This window comes from Clostridium sp. CS001 (assembly GCF_020443565.1).
Taxonomy (GTDB): Bacteria; Bacillota; Clostridia; order Clostridiales; family Clostridiaceae; genus Clostridium_AD.
Window position 1 is genome coordinate 52,926 of the sequence record NZ_JAIZZN010000006.1, and the last position, 15,378, is coordinate 68,303.

Sequence of the window (15,378 nt, forward strand, 5' to 3'; positions counted from 1 at the left end):
ATTAAACATAAGAGGCAAAACAATTAGTAATTGTTTTGTACCCCAGAGAACTACAGGAGGGAAAACAAATGATAGAAATAAATAGTGCAGTATCAGCTCTCATAGAAAGTCTAAAAACTTCAAATGACAAGCAAAGAACTGCTATAACAAATAAACTTTCTCTAGATTATAACAATTCAATTCCAGCATTATGGTCAAAAGCAATAACAGAGGAAAATCCAAGATTAATCCTTTCTGTTATAAGAGATATTTTAAAAAAGGAAAAACCAAGGGGTATGCTTAGACGAACTATTGGAAATTCTAAGGAAAAATTAGCTGCACTTCTTGAACATTCAGATCCAAAAGTAAGAAAGAACGTATGTGGTATTATTGGTGAACTTGGAGATGCCGCATATTTAGAATCTTTATATAGAGCATACAGCTCTGAGGATCAACTATTTGTAAGGTATTCCTATGTACTTGCAATAGGAAACTGTGGTAGTGCTTCTGATGCAGTAAGACTGCGGGAACTGCTAAAGGACTTACTTGCAAAGGAAAATGAATCTATAGAAGATAGCTTGCTAATGACAAATAATAAGCATATTAACGAGGAAAAACTTGCACTTACAAGAGCAATAGATAAATTATCTCCTCCTGATGGCCATGAATTTACAGGCTTTGAACATTCTGTACCTATGCTACTCACAGTAATGAATTATCAATATCAGGTTACATTAAAAGAACTCGAGGAAAAATTAATTGAAGGCAGACTTGTAGAAGATGGTATTCTTATTCACGAGAATGATTTAGATAAGGTTTATTCCTGCAGAACTTTTTATGAGCTTTTTTATCCTTTAGATGAGTGTAAAGACTTAGAATTTGATTACAAGATAATAGCCTCTGCCATTATAGATGCAAATATTGTAGATTTTTTAAATCAGTGTCATAATAATGATTCAAATACTCCTTTTAGGTACAGAGTAGAATTTAAAACCTCTGATTTTAATAGGGATAGGTCAGATTTCGTAAAAAACTTATCCATGGAACTGGATGAACTTTCTTGTGGAAATCTAAAGAATAGTCCTTCTTCTTATGAAGTTGAAGTTAGAATAGTTGAAAGAAATAATCTTTGCAGCGTATTTCTAAAACTGTATTCTTTTAAGGATAACAGATTTGATTATAGAAAAAATGAAATAGCTACTTCAATAAATCCTGTAACTGCGGCTATTGTAATTAAATCCATAGAAAAATATATAAACCCTAAAGCCAAAGTTATAGATTCTTTTTGTGGCACAGGAACTATGCTTATTGAAAGAGCCAAATTGGATAAGTATGAGACTTTAACAGGAGTTGATATATTTAGGACAGCTATATCAGCTGCAAGCATAAATTCTAAGCTAGCTAATATAAATTTAGAATTAATAGATGAAGATATATTAGAATATAATGCCTCAGAGCCTTTTGATGAGCTAATAACAAATATGCCTTTCGACAATAAATCAGCAACTCACAATAAGTACGCTGATCTTTATTATGAATTTATAAATAAGATTCCTAGTCTTGTAAAAACAGGTGGAATGGTATTTATTTATACCATAGAAAAGCAATTGTTAAGGGAAGTTTTATCAGGCAATGAGGACCTTGAACTAGTTCAAGAGATAAAAATTGAAAGTGGTAGACTTACTCCTCATGTGTTTGTTATGAGAGTAAAATAATACATAAAAAAACAAATGGGTAACCTAGTTATTAGGTTACCCATTCATTTTCTTAATTTTACTTAAATAAAGTTTTTATAGTTTTGTATCATCAACACCATTTAGCCAATTTTCAATATCACCAATAACTGAATCTATACAACCATCCTCAAATGGTGAATTTAAGTTAGCAAGTTCTACAAGTCCTAAAAACGATTCACTTCCACCAGCATTGCAAAGATTAATGTAATCTTCCCATGCATTTTCTCTATTTTCATTAGCTTTTTTAAAGAATTGGAATGCACAAACCTGCGCTAAAGTGTAATCTATATAGTAAAAAGGTGAACCAAAGATATGCCCTTGTTGGTACCAATATCCACCTCTTTCTAAGTAATCATTTCCATCATAATCTCTATGTGGTAAATACTTTTTCTCAATTTCTCTCCAAGCTGTTTTCCTTTCCGCTGGAGACGCTTCTGGATTATTATAAACAAAGTGTTGAAACTCATCTACAGTTACTCCATAAGGCAAGAATAAAAGTGATTCACTTAAGTGATTAAATTTATATTTTAACTCTTCTTGTTCAAAAAATAAATTCATCCATGGCCAAGTTAAGAATTCCATACTCATAGAGTGAATTTCAGCTGCTTCATAAGTAGGAAAGTTATACTCAGGTACTGCATAATTTCTACTGCAATAAGCTTGAAAAGCATGCCCTGCTTCATGAGTTAACACATCTACATCCCCTGAAGTGCCATTAAAGTTTGAAAATATAAAAGGTGATTTATAATTTCCTATAAATGTACAATAACCACCACCAGCTTTACCTTTCTTACTCTCTAAGTCCATAAGCTGATTATCAATCATAAAATTAAAAAACTCTCCAGTTTCCTTTGACAATTCTTCATACATTTTCTTAGCATTATCAACTATCCATTGGGGATTTCCATGTGGTTTTGCATTTCCACCTTTAAAGCTTATACCTTCATCATAATGATATAAATGATCAAGACCTAGACGGTTGCGTTGTCTTTCGCGAAGCTTAGTAGCAATGGGAACAATTACTTCTTTAACTTGTTTTCTATAGTTTGCAACCATTTCAGCATTATAATCTGAACGAAGCATACGATCATAGCCAAGCTTAACAAAGTTTTCATACCCTAACTTTTTAGCTATTTTAGTTCTTACTTTAACAAGACCATCGTAAATTTCATCTAATTTTGTTTCATTGTCTGCAAAAAAAGCATATTTAGCTTCGTTGGCTTTTCTTCTCATATCTCTATCAGTAGATAATCTAAATGGAGTTAATTGTGATAAAGTTCTTTCTTCGCCTTCAAACATAATCTTTGCAGAAGCAAGCAACTTAGTATATTCACTAGATAGCTTATTTTCCATTTGCAAATCTTCAATTATTTCTGGAGAAAAAGTTTTAATATTTAAAGTTGCCATATTAAAAAGTTGCTTTCCCCATTTTTCTTCTAGCTGCGGTCTAAATTTTGAATTAATAAGAGCATCATAATACTTTGCAACTAAACCTTGATATATCGGCATATTTTCATCAATGAAGTCTTGTTCTTTCTCATAAAAAGAATCCGTTGTATCAACAGTGTGACGTATGGAAACCAGCTCCGACATTGACTCTATATCTCCTCTTAATCCATTGATTTCTACCATAATTGAATTTGCCTCATCAAAACTAACACAATCATTAAATTTAGTTAATAACTGAATAAAGTTTTCTTCAAGCTTTTTCATATCTGGCCTTTTATACTGCATTTGTGTAAACTTCATAATATTCACCTTCCCTAACTTAAAATGCTATACTTTCTAAGTATTTATATTATATTCCCTAATAATATACTATTTCCTTTAAAAATAAAAAATATTAATGTTATTGTAACATTTATAAAAGATGACTCGTCTAAATTATAACGGGAGCTATTCCAATTTGAAAGGGGTTATTAAATTATGAATAAAAAGAAAATATTATCATTACTATTATGTTCCACATTTCTATTTACATCCTTCCAATCAGTTTTAGCAGTGCAAATTCAACCTGAATCTCCAAAAACTATATATAAAACTGTAGTTAATCCACAAAACCAAAACTTAACTTATGTTACTAATGTATTACCCGAAGTTGAAAAAAAGCTTAAAATCTCTAAAGAAAAAGCATTAGAAATAGGAAGAGATACCTTTAAAAAATATTTTAATACTACTATTGATGATTCAAAGTTTTCAGTTAGATTAAGCCTTGATAATTATAATAATGGTGAGCTTGAAGATTACGTTTGGAATGTATCATGGAGCAAAAATAATGCTTCAAAAAATATTAATTATAGTGTTTCTATAATTGCAAACACTGGAAAAGTACAGTCTATTAATAATTCAGAATATAATGGTGATAACACTAGTTCCATTCCAACTGTTTCTTTAAAAGAAGCCAGAGAAATTGCAGATGCTTTTGTTAAAACTATCGATAATGACAAATTTAAAGAAGTATCTAGAGTAGATAATGATTTTTCTGGATATTACAGAAACGGCTCAGGTTCTTATTCTTTCTCTTATATCAGAAAAGTTAATGGCATTGAATTTACTGGTAATACTATTGAAGTTAATGTAGATGGAGTTAGTGGCAAAATAACTTATTATTATATTAATTGGGACGATAAGTACACATTCCAAGATGGAAAGAACATTATTAGCAAAGAACAAGCACAGGCTATTATAAAAAACAATATAAACATGGACTTAAAATATGTAAATTATTATGATAGATATGATGACACCCACGAGAAAAAAGAAATTAAAGTAGTATATTCACCATCCTTTAAAAAAGGAAATGCTATTGATGCTACTAGTGGTAATTTCATGGATGATAATTCAAACAATGCCTCTAATTCAATTGTTAAAGATTTAAATGAAAAGGAAAAAACTGATTTCTATAAAAAGTACAAAGAAATCAATAAGGCTAAAGAACCAATAAGTGAAGAAAGAGCCAAAGCTATAATGAAGGAAATCATTAAAACCCTTTATGGTGAGGATTATAAATTAGATCCACTTACCTACGATGAAAGCTCTAACTTAAATGATATAAGTGAAAAAACATGGTCAGTACAATTTTATAAAGATGAAAATAAAAAATTTGAAGAAGGTGGCTCAATAAGAATCGATGCCTTAACAGAGAGTGTAATATCCTGTTATAAAAATAATTTATATGAACAAGAAAAAGATTTCAAAGAAAAATTAACTTGGGACGAAGCATATGATAAAGCAATTAATACTGTAGCTAAATATTTTCCTTCTCGTGTTAAAAACATTAAAACTGAGCAAACTCATCTTAATAAGTCAAATGAACCTAATGAAAATCAGTATAAAGAAAGACAGAGTTATTTTAGTTTCCCAAGAACTGAAAATGGCATAGAGTACTATGAAAATAATATAAATGTAACTGTAGATTTAAAAACAGGAGAGGTAACTAATATAAATTATAAATGGGAGGATGGATTAAAATTCCCCTCTTTAGAAAAGAAAATTTCAGAAAAGGATGCTTTAAATAACTTTTTACAAAAATACAACACAAAACTAACCTATAACTTAGTAAATATAAGTAAAGATCCTAACAAACTAAAATTCGAGCCAAAACTTATCTATGCCATTGATTATGGAACTAAGCAAGTATTAGATGTAGATGCCTTTAATGGTAAGTTTGTAAGCTATGATGGTGAAGAAGTTAATGAAAATATTCAAACCTTCATGAATGACATAAAAAGTAGCAAATATGAAAAAGAATTAAGCATATTAACCTATAAAGGATTATTAAACACAAAAGATTTCAAGCTAGATAAAGAAGTAACCCAAATAGACCTAATTAAATCTCTTGTAGATGCAAAAGGTTTTAGACCTTATGTAACAATGTATGACTCAGCATTACCCGAATCTTCAAATGTTAAAGCTAATGGCTCAGCACCAGTTGAAGAATTAAAAATACAAGGAGTCACTAAAGGCACGGAGGACTATAAATATCTTCAAATGGCAGTTTCTTATGGAATAATAGATAATGAAGAAGTGGAATTTAAAGGAGAGACAAAGGTTACAAGAGAAGAAATGGCAAAAATCCTTGTAAGATTCATAAACTACCATAAAGTAGTAGAATGTGGTGATATATTTAAAGCTAATTTTAGAGATGCAGATAAATTGTCTAAAGGGTATCTAGGTTATGTAGCCCTCGCTGAAGGTTTTGGCTTAGTACAACTAGACAACGGTTATTTTAATCCTAAAAATATTTCAACTATGGAAGAATTATCACTAGGCATATACAAATCACTTAATAAAATTAGATTTAATAATTATCCTATATATTATTAGTACAAGCGTAACTAACAATAATCCATCAGAATAATATTCTGATGGATTTATTATTTACATTTCAATAATCTTTATTTTTAGAAGTGCCTTAACCTTATATCCTGGCAAGGTAGCTTCATAAACATACTCTCCTTCTTTTGTTGTATCAATTTCACCTATATTCCAAGATACAGGAAGTATCCTCTCTCTTCCATCTACCCCTATAGCGATAACTGTACTTGGTACAAACCGCATCAAACTCTCTCTAGTATTGCCTTTTCTAACTGTTAGGTTTGACTCCGTTACACTTGCTATGTCGATTCCAAATTCCATTCCCCTATTTACTTTATCTTTAAGTGTATAATAAATAGAGTCATTCTCTTCCATTTGATAAAATACTAGGTTATCAGTCACATTTATAAAAAATCCAAAATCTGTGGTTTGCACTTTTCTACTCTCTCTACTTCCAGTTAAATCTCTTCTAACCACTCTGCCTTCGTCGAGAAAATCTAAGTAGTATATAGAATCATTAGTTACATTTAAAAATGTTGCTGCTTCATCAATTACTCTGGTTCTTTCAGTACCATTTGTTTTAATCTTATACACGTATTGATTATCAGAGGCATTTGAATAGTAAATCCATTCTTCCAGCACATTTATAAAAGCTGAGGTATCATTATTTACTTTTGTTCTACCCACACCATCTATTCTAACTTTATATATTTTACCAGCATCCGATAAATTTGAGTAGTATATGAAATCATCCTTAAAATTCAAATTAATAGATGCATCATTATTGATTTTTGTTAATGCTGTTCCATCAGTTTTTACCTTGTAAATTTTAAAATCCTCTAAATCATTAATAAAATATATCCAATCATTTACTACTGTAATTTGCTCTGCACTAACTTCTAAAATCTTAGTTCTATTAGTACCATCAATTTTTATTTTATACAATTTAAGCCCATCTAAAGTGTTAGCATAATATATCCACTCACCAACTACATTTATATAGAGTGCATTATCATTACATATCTTTGTAACATTTTTGCCATCCTTAGTTGCTTTATATAACTTTCCATCATCTGAATAATTAGAATAGAAAATCCATCCATCTTTTTCTGCTACTATTCCTAAGTTTGCTATGTTACCAGAAGTATTTCCCATAGTTTCTTCAACTACTAAGGTGAGCTTTACCTTTTTATCAGATCCTAAAATTATGCCGTAAAGATCATATACACCTGCTTTCCTTGTATCAGCTTGGGTATTCCACTCCACAGGCTTACTTAACTTACTTCCATCTTCTAATGTGACAGTTATGTTTTGTGGCAACACATACCTTGTATTTCTTTTAACAGTTACCTTAGTATCCTCCACATTAGATATTTTTACTAAGTCCGAGGTAACCTTTATAACTTTTAATTTCCAGCCATCATACTTTTGAGCTCCGCCACTATTTTTTACCCAAAGATCTACAATGTAGGTTCCTTGTGGAATATTACTCAAGTCATAATCTATTTTATCATTATACTCTGTTAGATTTGTAAGCCACTTGTTGTTTACCGTATCATAAATGTGAAGCATATACTTCGCATTTTGCGCAGCGCCTTCTACACCATTAATTTTAAGTTGATCATTTTTAGCATAATCCGTTTTGTCCATCAATAGGTTACCTGATAGCTTTATATCAGTATTACTAACAACTGTTACATTGAAAGGATAAGCATCATCATAATCACCATATTGATTCTTATATTTACCCTCTACCCCTACTCTTCTTACCCTAATTGCAAATCTATAAAGCTCTAGCTTTAAATTTAATTTGCTAAGATTTACCTTAACGGGTTCCTGAGCACCTGTAGATTTTGTCCATCCGTTTATCATATCCTCATTATTAATTAATTCCCATTTACCATTCATAGTTTTATCATTGGTATAAAATAATTGATATTGTACCTTCCCACTATAATCCTTAGAATTTATAAAGAACTCATTATTATCCTTTTCTACAAAAGGATAATGTTCTAAAGACACTATATCCACTTTGGGTACCGTTTCATTTTTAACATTAATAACACTTAGTTTCCAACCATCATATTTATTAGTTGATTGTTTATTCTTTGCCCAGATATCAACTATATACGTCCCTGCTGGAAGTTTACTTAAATTATAATTAATGTTGTCACTATAATCTGTTAAATTAGTAAGCCACTTATCATTTTTAACATCATATAAATGAAGTTTATATTGTACATTTGATGCATCAGTGCTTGTGCCTTGAATCTTTAAATCCTCCTTTTGTGTGAAATCATTTTTATTAATTAACATGTCCCCATTTAAATTAATATCTTTAGTTTTTAGTACATCCATTGTAAATGGATATGCACTATCGTAATCTCCATAAGAGTTGCTGAACTTTCCTTTTATCCCTACTCTTCTAACTCTTATTGAAAATCTATAATAATCAGCATTCAGCTTTAATTTACTAATATCTACTTTTACAAGCTCTTGAGCATTCACCGGACTCGTCCATCCATTAGACATATTGCTGTTATTAATTATTTGCCACTTGCTCCCCATAGCTGTTTCACTATTATAAAATAACTGATACTGAACCTTCCCAGTATAACCCTTAGAAGCTATATAAAATTCATTTTTGTCACCTTCAACAAAAGGAGAATGATCTAACGAAACAATTGAAACCTGTGGTAACGCCACTGCTGCTTCTACTTGCAAATTAATAAGATTTTCAATTGTAAGTCCAACTACAATCAAAAATCCCACAAATGTTAGTAAAATTCTTTTATAATTAATTTTTTTCTTCATTATCTTGCCCCCTTGATAATTATAATAATATAAATATGAACATATTCTAACATGCAGCTATAGCTTAGTCCAACTGTATATATTTCATGTAAATCCACTATTTTCATTATTATATTTTATACACAAACTATACATCTAGATTTTACTCATATCAGCATTTTTAGCAATATTATATATAAAAGACCCAGTATAGTTAAAAATTATACTGGGTCTTTTATCAAATTCAGGTACAATTGCACCGCTTTAACTTTTACTAACTTATATTGCTACTGTTGCTTTCTTTAAGTATTCTAGTTCCTCTCCATCTAAATAAGGAGATAGTTTCTCAAATACAGTTTTATGATAACCATTTAACCATAATTTTTCTTCAGCTGTTAATAAAGATACATCAATAACATCTAAATCTATAGGGCATACAGTTAAAGTTTCAAAACTCATAAATTGTCCACCATATTCGGTGTTTTCATCTTCTTTAACAACCACTAAGTTTTCTATCCTTATACCATGCTTTCCTGACTTATAAACTCCTGGCTCATTGGACATTACCATTCCCTTTTCAAGCTTAATAGTATTTGGAACCATAGCAATTCTATGTGGTCCTTCATGAACATTTAAGAAGAAACCCACTCCATGCCCTGTTCCATGCTTATAATCCATTCCTGCATTCCAAAGCGGAATTCTAGCTATGATATCTAAATTTGAACCAGTAGTTCCATATAGGAATCTTTGCATAGTTAAGTCTATCATTCCTCTAAGCACTAGAGTGAAATCCGTTTTTTCTTCATTCGTTAATTTTCCCATTGCTAGAGTTCTTGTAATGTCAGTTGTTCCATCTAAATATTGAGCACCAGAATCTAATAAATATAGACTCTCTGCTGTTATGGTAGCTTGATTTTCTTTTGTAGCACTATAATGAGGCATAGAAGCATTACCTCTGTAAGCTGAAATTGATCCAAAGCTTAGGTCATAGAAATTTTCTCCTGAACTTCTAATTTCGAAGATTTTATCTGCTGCTTCTATTTCGGTAATATTACGTGTCTTTATGGTTTTCTTTATCCAGTTTATAAACTTAACCATAGCCACACCGTCACGCACCATTGCTTTTCTAATATTTTCAACTTCTATATCATTTTTTATAGCTTTAAATTTAGTAGTTATATCCATAGCCTCTAAAGTTTTAATACTTATGCAGCTATATATCCAAGTGCTGTTTTTAGATGGATCAAGTAATATTGTTCCATCTTTAATCTCTTTCAAAAATTCCCCTATACTGTCATAAGGCATTATTTCTACATTGGCCCTTTTAAGTGCAACTTTAACTTCTGAATCAACTTTTCTCTCATCAATAAATAAATAATATCTATGTTCTGAAATTAACACATATGATATTGTTAAAGGATTACATTTTACATCTCTTCCTCTAATGTTTAATAGCCATGCTATATCATCAAGTCCTGATATAACATAGTACTCTGCTCCCATATTTTTCATTTGCGCAGCTACTTTGGCAAGTTTTTCTTCCCTTGATGCTCCAGCATACTTAACATCATGTAATATTACTTGGGTACATGGCCTTTCTGGTCTATCTTCCCATATCTTATCTATTAGATCTTCATTAACTTCAAATAAAAACTCTTTGCTTTCTAATGCCTTTTGTAAAGTTCTAAAATATTCTTGCGAAATAACTTTTCCATCGAAACCAATCTTTGCTCCTGTAGTAAGTGATCCTTTTAGAAACTCTTCAATAGTAGGAACTCCAGGCTCTCCCATTTTAAATAATGATACTCCCGAGTCCTTTAATTCACTTTCAGCTTGTATGAAGTATCTTCCATCAGTCCATAAAATAGCGTCATCTAAAGTTATAATTGCAGTACCAGCTGAACCTGTAAATCCTGTTATAAATGTCCTAGCAGTATAATGCTGAGCTACATATTCACTTTGATGTGGATCTGAGCTAGGCACAATGTACGCAGCTATATCTCTTGCGCTCATCTGCTTTCTTAATTCTTCAATTCTTTCTTTTATATTCATTACAGTCACCTCATTAACTTGTAAATTTCCATCTACAATATTTTATATTACTAACTTTATTATACCATAAATAACATAAGATTATATGGTGAAATATTCTTGCAACTATTTATGGAATATAATATAATTTTACTATATTATAGAAGGTTGCAATGTAAAATCTTTAAATCAAATATATCTTTAGGGGGTTGAAATGAATAATAAAATGCAGTTAATGATAAAAGACTTTGTAACACATTATTCAGAAACTAGAGGAGTTGAAACTAAATGGGGGGAACCTTTAATAGCCTACGCAGACCCCATGGATAGTATGTTCTATAACCTTAAAAATGTTGTAAGCCCTTCCCATGCACTACCAAAGGACTTGTTGCCAGAAGCTAAAACTGTAGTCACATATTTTATACCTTTTGACAACATGGTAATTGAAAGTAATATAAAAGGAAAAGAAAGCTCTGAAATTTGGGCAAGAGCATATGTAGAAACTAATCAATTAATTTTAGATTTGAACATATTTATTAAAGATGAATTAGAAAAATTAGGTTACAAATCAGAAATCACACCTGCAACACATAACTTTGATAGTGAAAAATTAATTAGTGATTGGTCACATAGGCATGTTGCCTTTATAGCTGGACTCGGAACCTTTGGGCTAAACAATATGTTAATTACCGATAATGGCTGCTGCGGAAGGATTGGTAGTTTAATAACCGATTTAAAGATTGAACCTACTAAACGAAAAGATGGAGAGAATTGTTTGTACAAGCATATGGGGACATGTAAGAAATGTGTAGATAGATGTGTAAATGATGCTTTAACCGTCGATGGTTTTGACAGACACAAATGTTACGAAATGTGCTTATATAATGATAAGTTGTATCCTAGCATCGGCCTTTGCGATGTTTGTGGCAAATGTTTAGTTGATATACCTTGCTCTACATTGAATCCCTTGAATGTCAATTTATTATAATTTAATAAGAAACTTATTTGACTTAGTCAACTAATTCCACTCTTATTTAAAGCTCTTTTTATATTTTATTATTTTATGAATTCATAACATTGAAAAGTTAAAAATTGAGTGATATACTAGTCTTAGTACTATTAGTTATAATATTAAAAATGTGGGAGGGTTAATTAATGAATACTTTAAAAGGAACGAAAACAGCGGAAAATCTTATGAAGGCTTTTGCCGGAGAGTCTCAAGCACGTAATAGGTACACTTACTATGCTTCTCAAGCAAAAAAAGAAGGTTTTGTACAAATTTCTAATATATTCACAGAAACTGCTGATAATGAAAAAGAACATGCAAAAAGATTCTTTAAGGCATTAAATGAAACAATGCTTAATGAAGTAGTTGAAATTACTGCTACATTTCCAGTAGGACTTAGCGATACAAAATCAAATCTTCTTGCTGCAGCTTGTGGAGAGAATGAAGAATGGGAAACTCTTTATCCTGAATTTGCTAAAGTTGCTGACGAAGAAGGCTTTCCTGCCATTGCAGCTATATTTAGAAGTATAGCTACAGTAGAAAAACATCATGAAGCTAGATATAGAAAATTATTATCGAACATAGAGTCAAACTCAGTATTCAGTAAGGACCAAACAGTTACTTGGAAATGCTTGAACTGTGGTTTTATATATGAAGGTGCTGAGGCTCCAATGATCTGCCCTGCTTGTATACATCCTCAAGCACACTTTGAAGTATCTGTAGAAAACTATTAGACATTAGTCTGTAAAAGGACTGTAGCAAGATTTAAGTAACCTACTCAAATCTTGTTACAGTCCTTAATTTATTAAAATATTCCATGAAATTTCAATATGTTAACCAAGTTTTTACTTAATATTTTCTTGTTCTTTTAAATAAAGTAAGTAGTCCTCATTCCATTGCTCGTAGCTTTTATCTTTTCTATGATCTTTTAAATCATACTTTCCCTCTAAAAACTCACCTAAATGTTTTGTAACTTTATTTGATCCCCATATGTTTAGGTGCCCAATATTGAACATATCAGACTTAAAATTGAATCCAATTTCATCAAGCTTTTTATTATAATTAATGAACTCAATATCATTTTCCTTACATATTGCTTCAATTTTATTAAACATTTTACTCGGAGCTTTATGCCAAGTTATGTTTCCTAAAGTACTTGTCTCATCATAAGGCGCATTAATAAATACGAGTTTAAATCCCTTTTCTTTAGATAAATCAATAATTTTATTTAAATACTTTTCAGATTTAGGCGGAAGATCTTCTACTCCTTCGATAAAAGCATTAGCATTATTTTCTTTACCATACTTCTCATTTCCAACATTTAAACCTTTTTCAAAGTAAGTACTTAACCTATCAAGTTTATAATCTTCTTCCGTTAATTCTTTCCATCTATTAAGATACTTTGCAAATGGGAACACATAGTTTTTCCATTCTCCTATTGGAGTACAAGACATAATCGCTTCAATTTTATTTTTAGAAAACCTCATGTTATCAAGCACATTGCTAATATATGGCCCATTCCCATATTCATTAGTTAACCCCAAGTAATATAAATCAACTACAACAATAGGGTTTTCTTGCTTCTTTAATATTTCTTTTAATAGATAATATGTAACATCAATAGGTTGACCTGATGATGCATAATTAAAACTAGTCATTCCATAATCATTCCATAATACATTTGGGTTAACAGCTGCATGCATATGACTTGAACCCAATAACACAACATCATACTTATCACCTGTATTGGCATATAATCCTTGATAATAACTACTATAGTATCCTGATTTCATTATGAGCAGAGGATTTAAAAATGATATAATAAATATTACTATAACAATAAAAATACTTGCTTTCAAAATTGCTTTTTTAATCAAGTAAAGCACCTCCTGTAGATACAACCACAACCCTTTAATCTTAGGTTACAATGTTGTTAAAATTGAAAGTATATAAATTTTTGGACATCAAATGCTGTGCCATACATTCCGAATATCAATATTGATACCACAGCAGTTAAATATACACTCCATCTAAATATTAGATTTTGTTTTGATAATTCAAGTGGCAAGCTCTTGAATGATTGGATAGCATTCACAGCTATAACAATGACTATTCCTAGTATTGCTACGAAGAAATCTTTTGAATCTAATCCTAATTTAAATATTGACCCATCGGTAAATATCCATGGATTAAAAGTCATCATATTCTTAATTATTATTTTTGCATAAGTAAATGAACCCGCTCTGAAAAATATCCATGCAAAATCCACCAGTATAAACGTTGTTAAAACTTGGAACAACTTATATCCAAACATATTAGTTTTAATTTTAAAAACACTTATTAATTTTTCTTTTACAGGCTTAAATATGTCTCCTAGCACCTGATATGTCCCATGTAATGCTCCCCAAATAACAAAATTTAGTGCAGCTCCATGCCACAATCCACTAGCTAAAAAAACAATCATTACATTAAGATAACCTCTTAGCTTACCACGCCTGTTTCCCCCTAAAGGAAAATACAAATAATCCTTAAACCATCCACTTAAAGTAATATGCCAACGTCTCCAAAACTCCTTTATGGATTTTGAAAAATAAGGATTCTCAAAATTCTTTGATAATCTAAAGCCCATAACCTCTGCAGATCCTCTTGCTATATCAGAATAAGATGAAAAATCACAATATATTTGAAATGCAAAAAAAACAGTAGCTATGATAATTTGAAACCCTTTATAATCCTTTGGATTATTATATACAGTATTAACTAGTACCGCTAGCCTGTCTGCAATTAAAACTTTTTGCATAAATCCCCATAATATTAATAGCAAACCATGCTTGGCTCTATTATAGTCAAAATAATGTTTTTCATTAAATTGATATAATAAATCCTTTGATTTTTCTATAGGTCCCGCTACTAACTGAGGGAAAAAGGATACAAACAAAGCATACTTCCCTAAGTTCTTTACTGCTTTAATATCACCTCTATAAACATCCATAGTATAACTTAATGCTTGGAATGTATAAAAAGAAATACCTGCAGGCAACATAAACCTAAAAGTTGGTATCGTTAGTAAAACATTAAATTTTGCTAATATAGTAGTTAGATTTAATGTAAAGAAGTTCAAATACTTAAATAAAAACAAAATTCCTAAGTTGCTGGAAAAACTAGATATAAGAATAATTTTTTTTAATCTAATGGCTTTATGTACATCCTTAACTTCACTTACTCTTTGTATTAATAATCCACTAAGATAGGTAATTATAGTGGATATTGCAATTAGTATTGCATATTTTGGATTCCAACACATATAGAAATAATAACTAGCTATTAACAGCCATAGATACCTAAATTTATGCGGTATTAAAAAATATAAAATTGTAACTACAGGGAAAAATATTAAAAAACTAACAGAATTAAATAACAAACTATCACCTCTTCTAAACTCTTTTAAAATTTTTTTTAATATATATTGATATATATTAAAATATTTAATTTAAATTACAACTTGTCCCACATCAT

The 15,378-nt window shown here is 30.3% G+C and carries 9 protein-coding genes; 4 read left to right on the plus strand and 5 right to left on the minus strand.

From position 1 onward, the window contains the following. Positions 1 to 68 precede the first annotated feature (68 nt). Positions 69 to 1,694 carry a methyltransferase domain-containing protein gene (locus LGK97_RS05965; RefSeq protein ID WP_226258835.1) on the plus strand — a complete coding sequence of 542 codons (1,626 nt, stop codon included), beginning with the start codon at positions 69 to 71 and terminating at the stop codon, positions 1,692 to 1,694. Between the two features lie 75 nt (positions 1,695 to 1,769). Here LGK97_RS05965 and LGK97_RS05970 read toward each other — a convergent pair whose 3' ends face one another. After that, positions 1,770 to 3,464, minus strand: coding sequence for a M3 family oligoendopeptidase (locus tag LGK97_RS05970; RefSeq protein WP_226258836.1), 1,695 nt, complete (start codon positions 3,462 to 3,464; stop codon positions 1,770 to 1,772). A gap of 177 nt (positions 3,465 to 3,641) precedes the next feature. Here LGK97_RS05970 and LGK97_RS05975 point away from each other — a divergent pair, with 177 nt between their 5' ends. After that, positions 3,642 to 6,041, plus strand: coding sequence for a YcdB/YcdC domain-containing protein (locus LGK97_RS05975; protein WP_226258837.1), 2,400 nt, complete (start codon positions 3,642 to 3,644; stop codon positions 6,039 to 6,041). Positions 6,042 to 6,095: 54 nt separating this feature from the next. Here LGK97_RS05975 and LGK97_RS05980 read toward each other — a convergent pair whose 3' ends face one another. Both LGK97_RS05980 and LGK97_RS05985 read right to left on the minus strand, forming a co-directional pair. Then, entirely contained in the window at positions 6,096 to 8,846 is a 2,751-nt protein-coding gene (locus LGK97_RS05980; RefSeq protein ID WP_226258838.1) for a DUF5050 domain-containing protein, read from the minus strand. A gap of 258 nt (positions 8,847 to 9,104) precedes the next feature. Next, on the minus strand, positions 9,105 to 10,877 hold the full coding sequence (locus LGK97_RS05985; protein ID WP_226258839.1) for an aminopeptidase P family protein: 1,773 nt from the start codon (positions 10,875 to 10,877) through the stop codon (positions 9,105 to 9,107). 193 nt (positions 10,878 to 11,070) lie between these two features. On the opposite strand from LGK97_RS05985, the gene LGK97_RS05990 reads away from it, so the two are divergent. Continuing rightward, complete coding sequence (locus LGK97_RS05990) at positions 11,071 to 11,844, plus strand: epoxyqueuosine reductase (protein WP_226258840.1); 774 nt, start codon at positions 11,071 to 11,073, stop codon at positions 11,842 to 11,844. Positions 11,845 to 12,011: 167 nt separating this feature from the next. Then, complete coding sequence (gene rbr / locus LGK97_RS05995; RefSeq protein ID WP_226258841.1) at positions 12,012 to 12,596, plus strand: rubrerythrin; 585 nt, start codon at positions 12,012 to 12,014, stop codon at positions 12,594 to 12,596. A gap of 111 nt (positions 12,597 to 12,707) precedes the next feature. On the opposite strand, the gene LGK97_RS06000 is transcribed toward rbr, so the two are convergent. Together LGK97_RS06000 and LGK97_RS06005 are read right to left on the minus strand one after the other, a co-directional pair. Next, on the minus strand, positions 12,708 to 13,739 hold the full coding sequence (locus tag LGK97_RS06000) for a hypothetical protein (protein ID WP_226258842.1): 1,032 nt from the start codon (positions 13,737 to 13,739) through the stop codon (positions 12,708 to 12,710). 56 nt (positions 13,740 to 13,795) lie between these two features. After that, positions 13,796 to 15,283 carry an MBOAT family O-acyltransferase gene (locus LGK97_RS06005; RefSeq protein WP_226258843.1) on the minus strand — a complete coding sequence of 496 codons (1,488 nt, stop codon included), beginning with the start codon at positions 15,281 to 15,283 and terminating at the stop codon, positions 13,796 to 13,798. Positions 15,284 to 15,378: the final 95 nt, after the last annotated feature.

Coding starts and splice junctions, on each gene's coding strand:
- LGK97_RS05990 (WP_226258840.1), top strand. CDS start 11,071: ATGAATAATAAAATGCAGTTAATGATAAAAGACTTTGTAACACATTAT.
- LGK97_RS05975 (WP_226258837.1), top strand. CDS start 3,642: ATGAATAAAAAGAAAATATTATCATTACTATTATGTTCCACATTTCTA.
- LGK97_RS05980 (WP_226258838.1), bottom strand. CDS start 8,846: ATGAAGAAAAAAATTAATTATAAAAGAATTTTACTAACATTTGTGGGA.
- LGK97_RS05985 (WP_226258839.1), bottom strand. CDS start 10,877: ATGAATATAAAAGAAAGAATTGAAGAATTAAGAAAGCAGATGAGCGCA.
- LGK97_RS05970 (WP_226258836.1), bottom strand. CDS start 3,464: ATGAAGTTTACACAAATGCAGTATAAAAGGCCAGATATGAAAAAGCTT.
- rbr (WP_226258841.1), top strand. CDS start 12,012: ATGAATACTTTAAAAGGAACGAAAACAGCGGAAAATCTTATGAAGGCT.
- LGK97_RS05965 (WP_226258835.1), top strand. CDS start 69: ATGATAGAAATAAATAGTGCAGTATCAGCTCTCATAGAAAGTCTAAAA.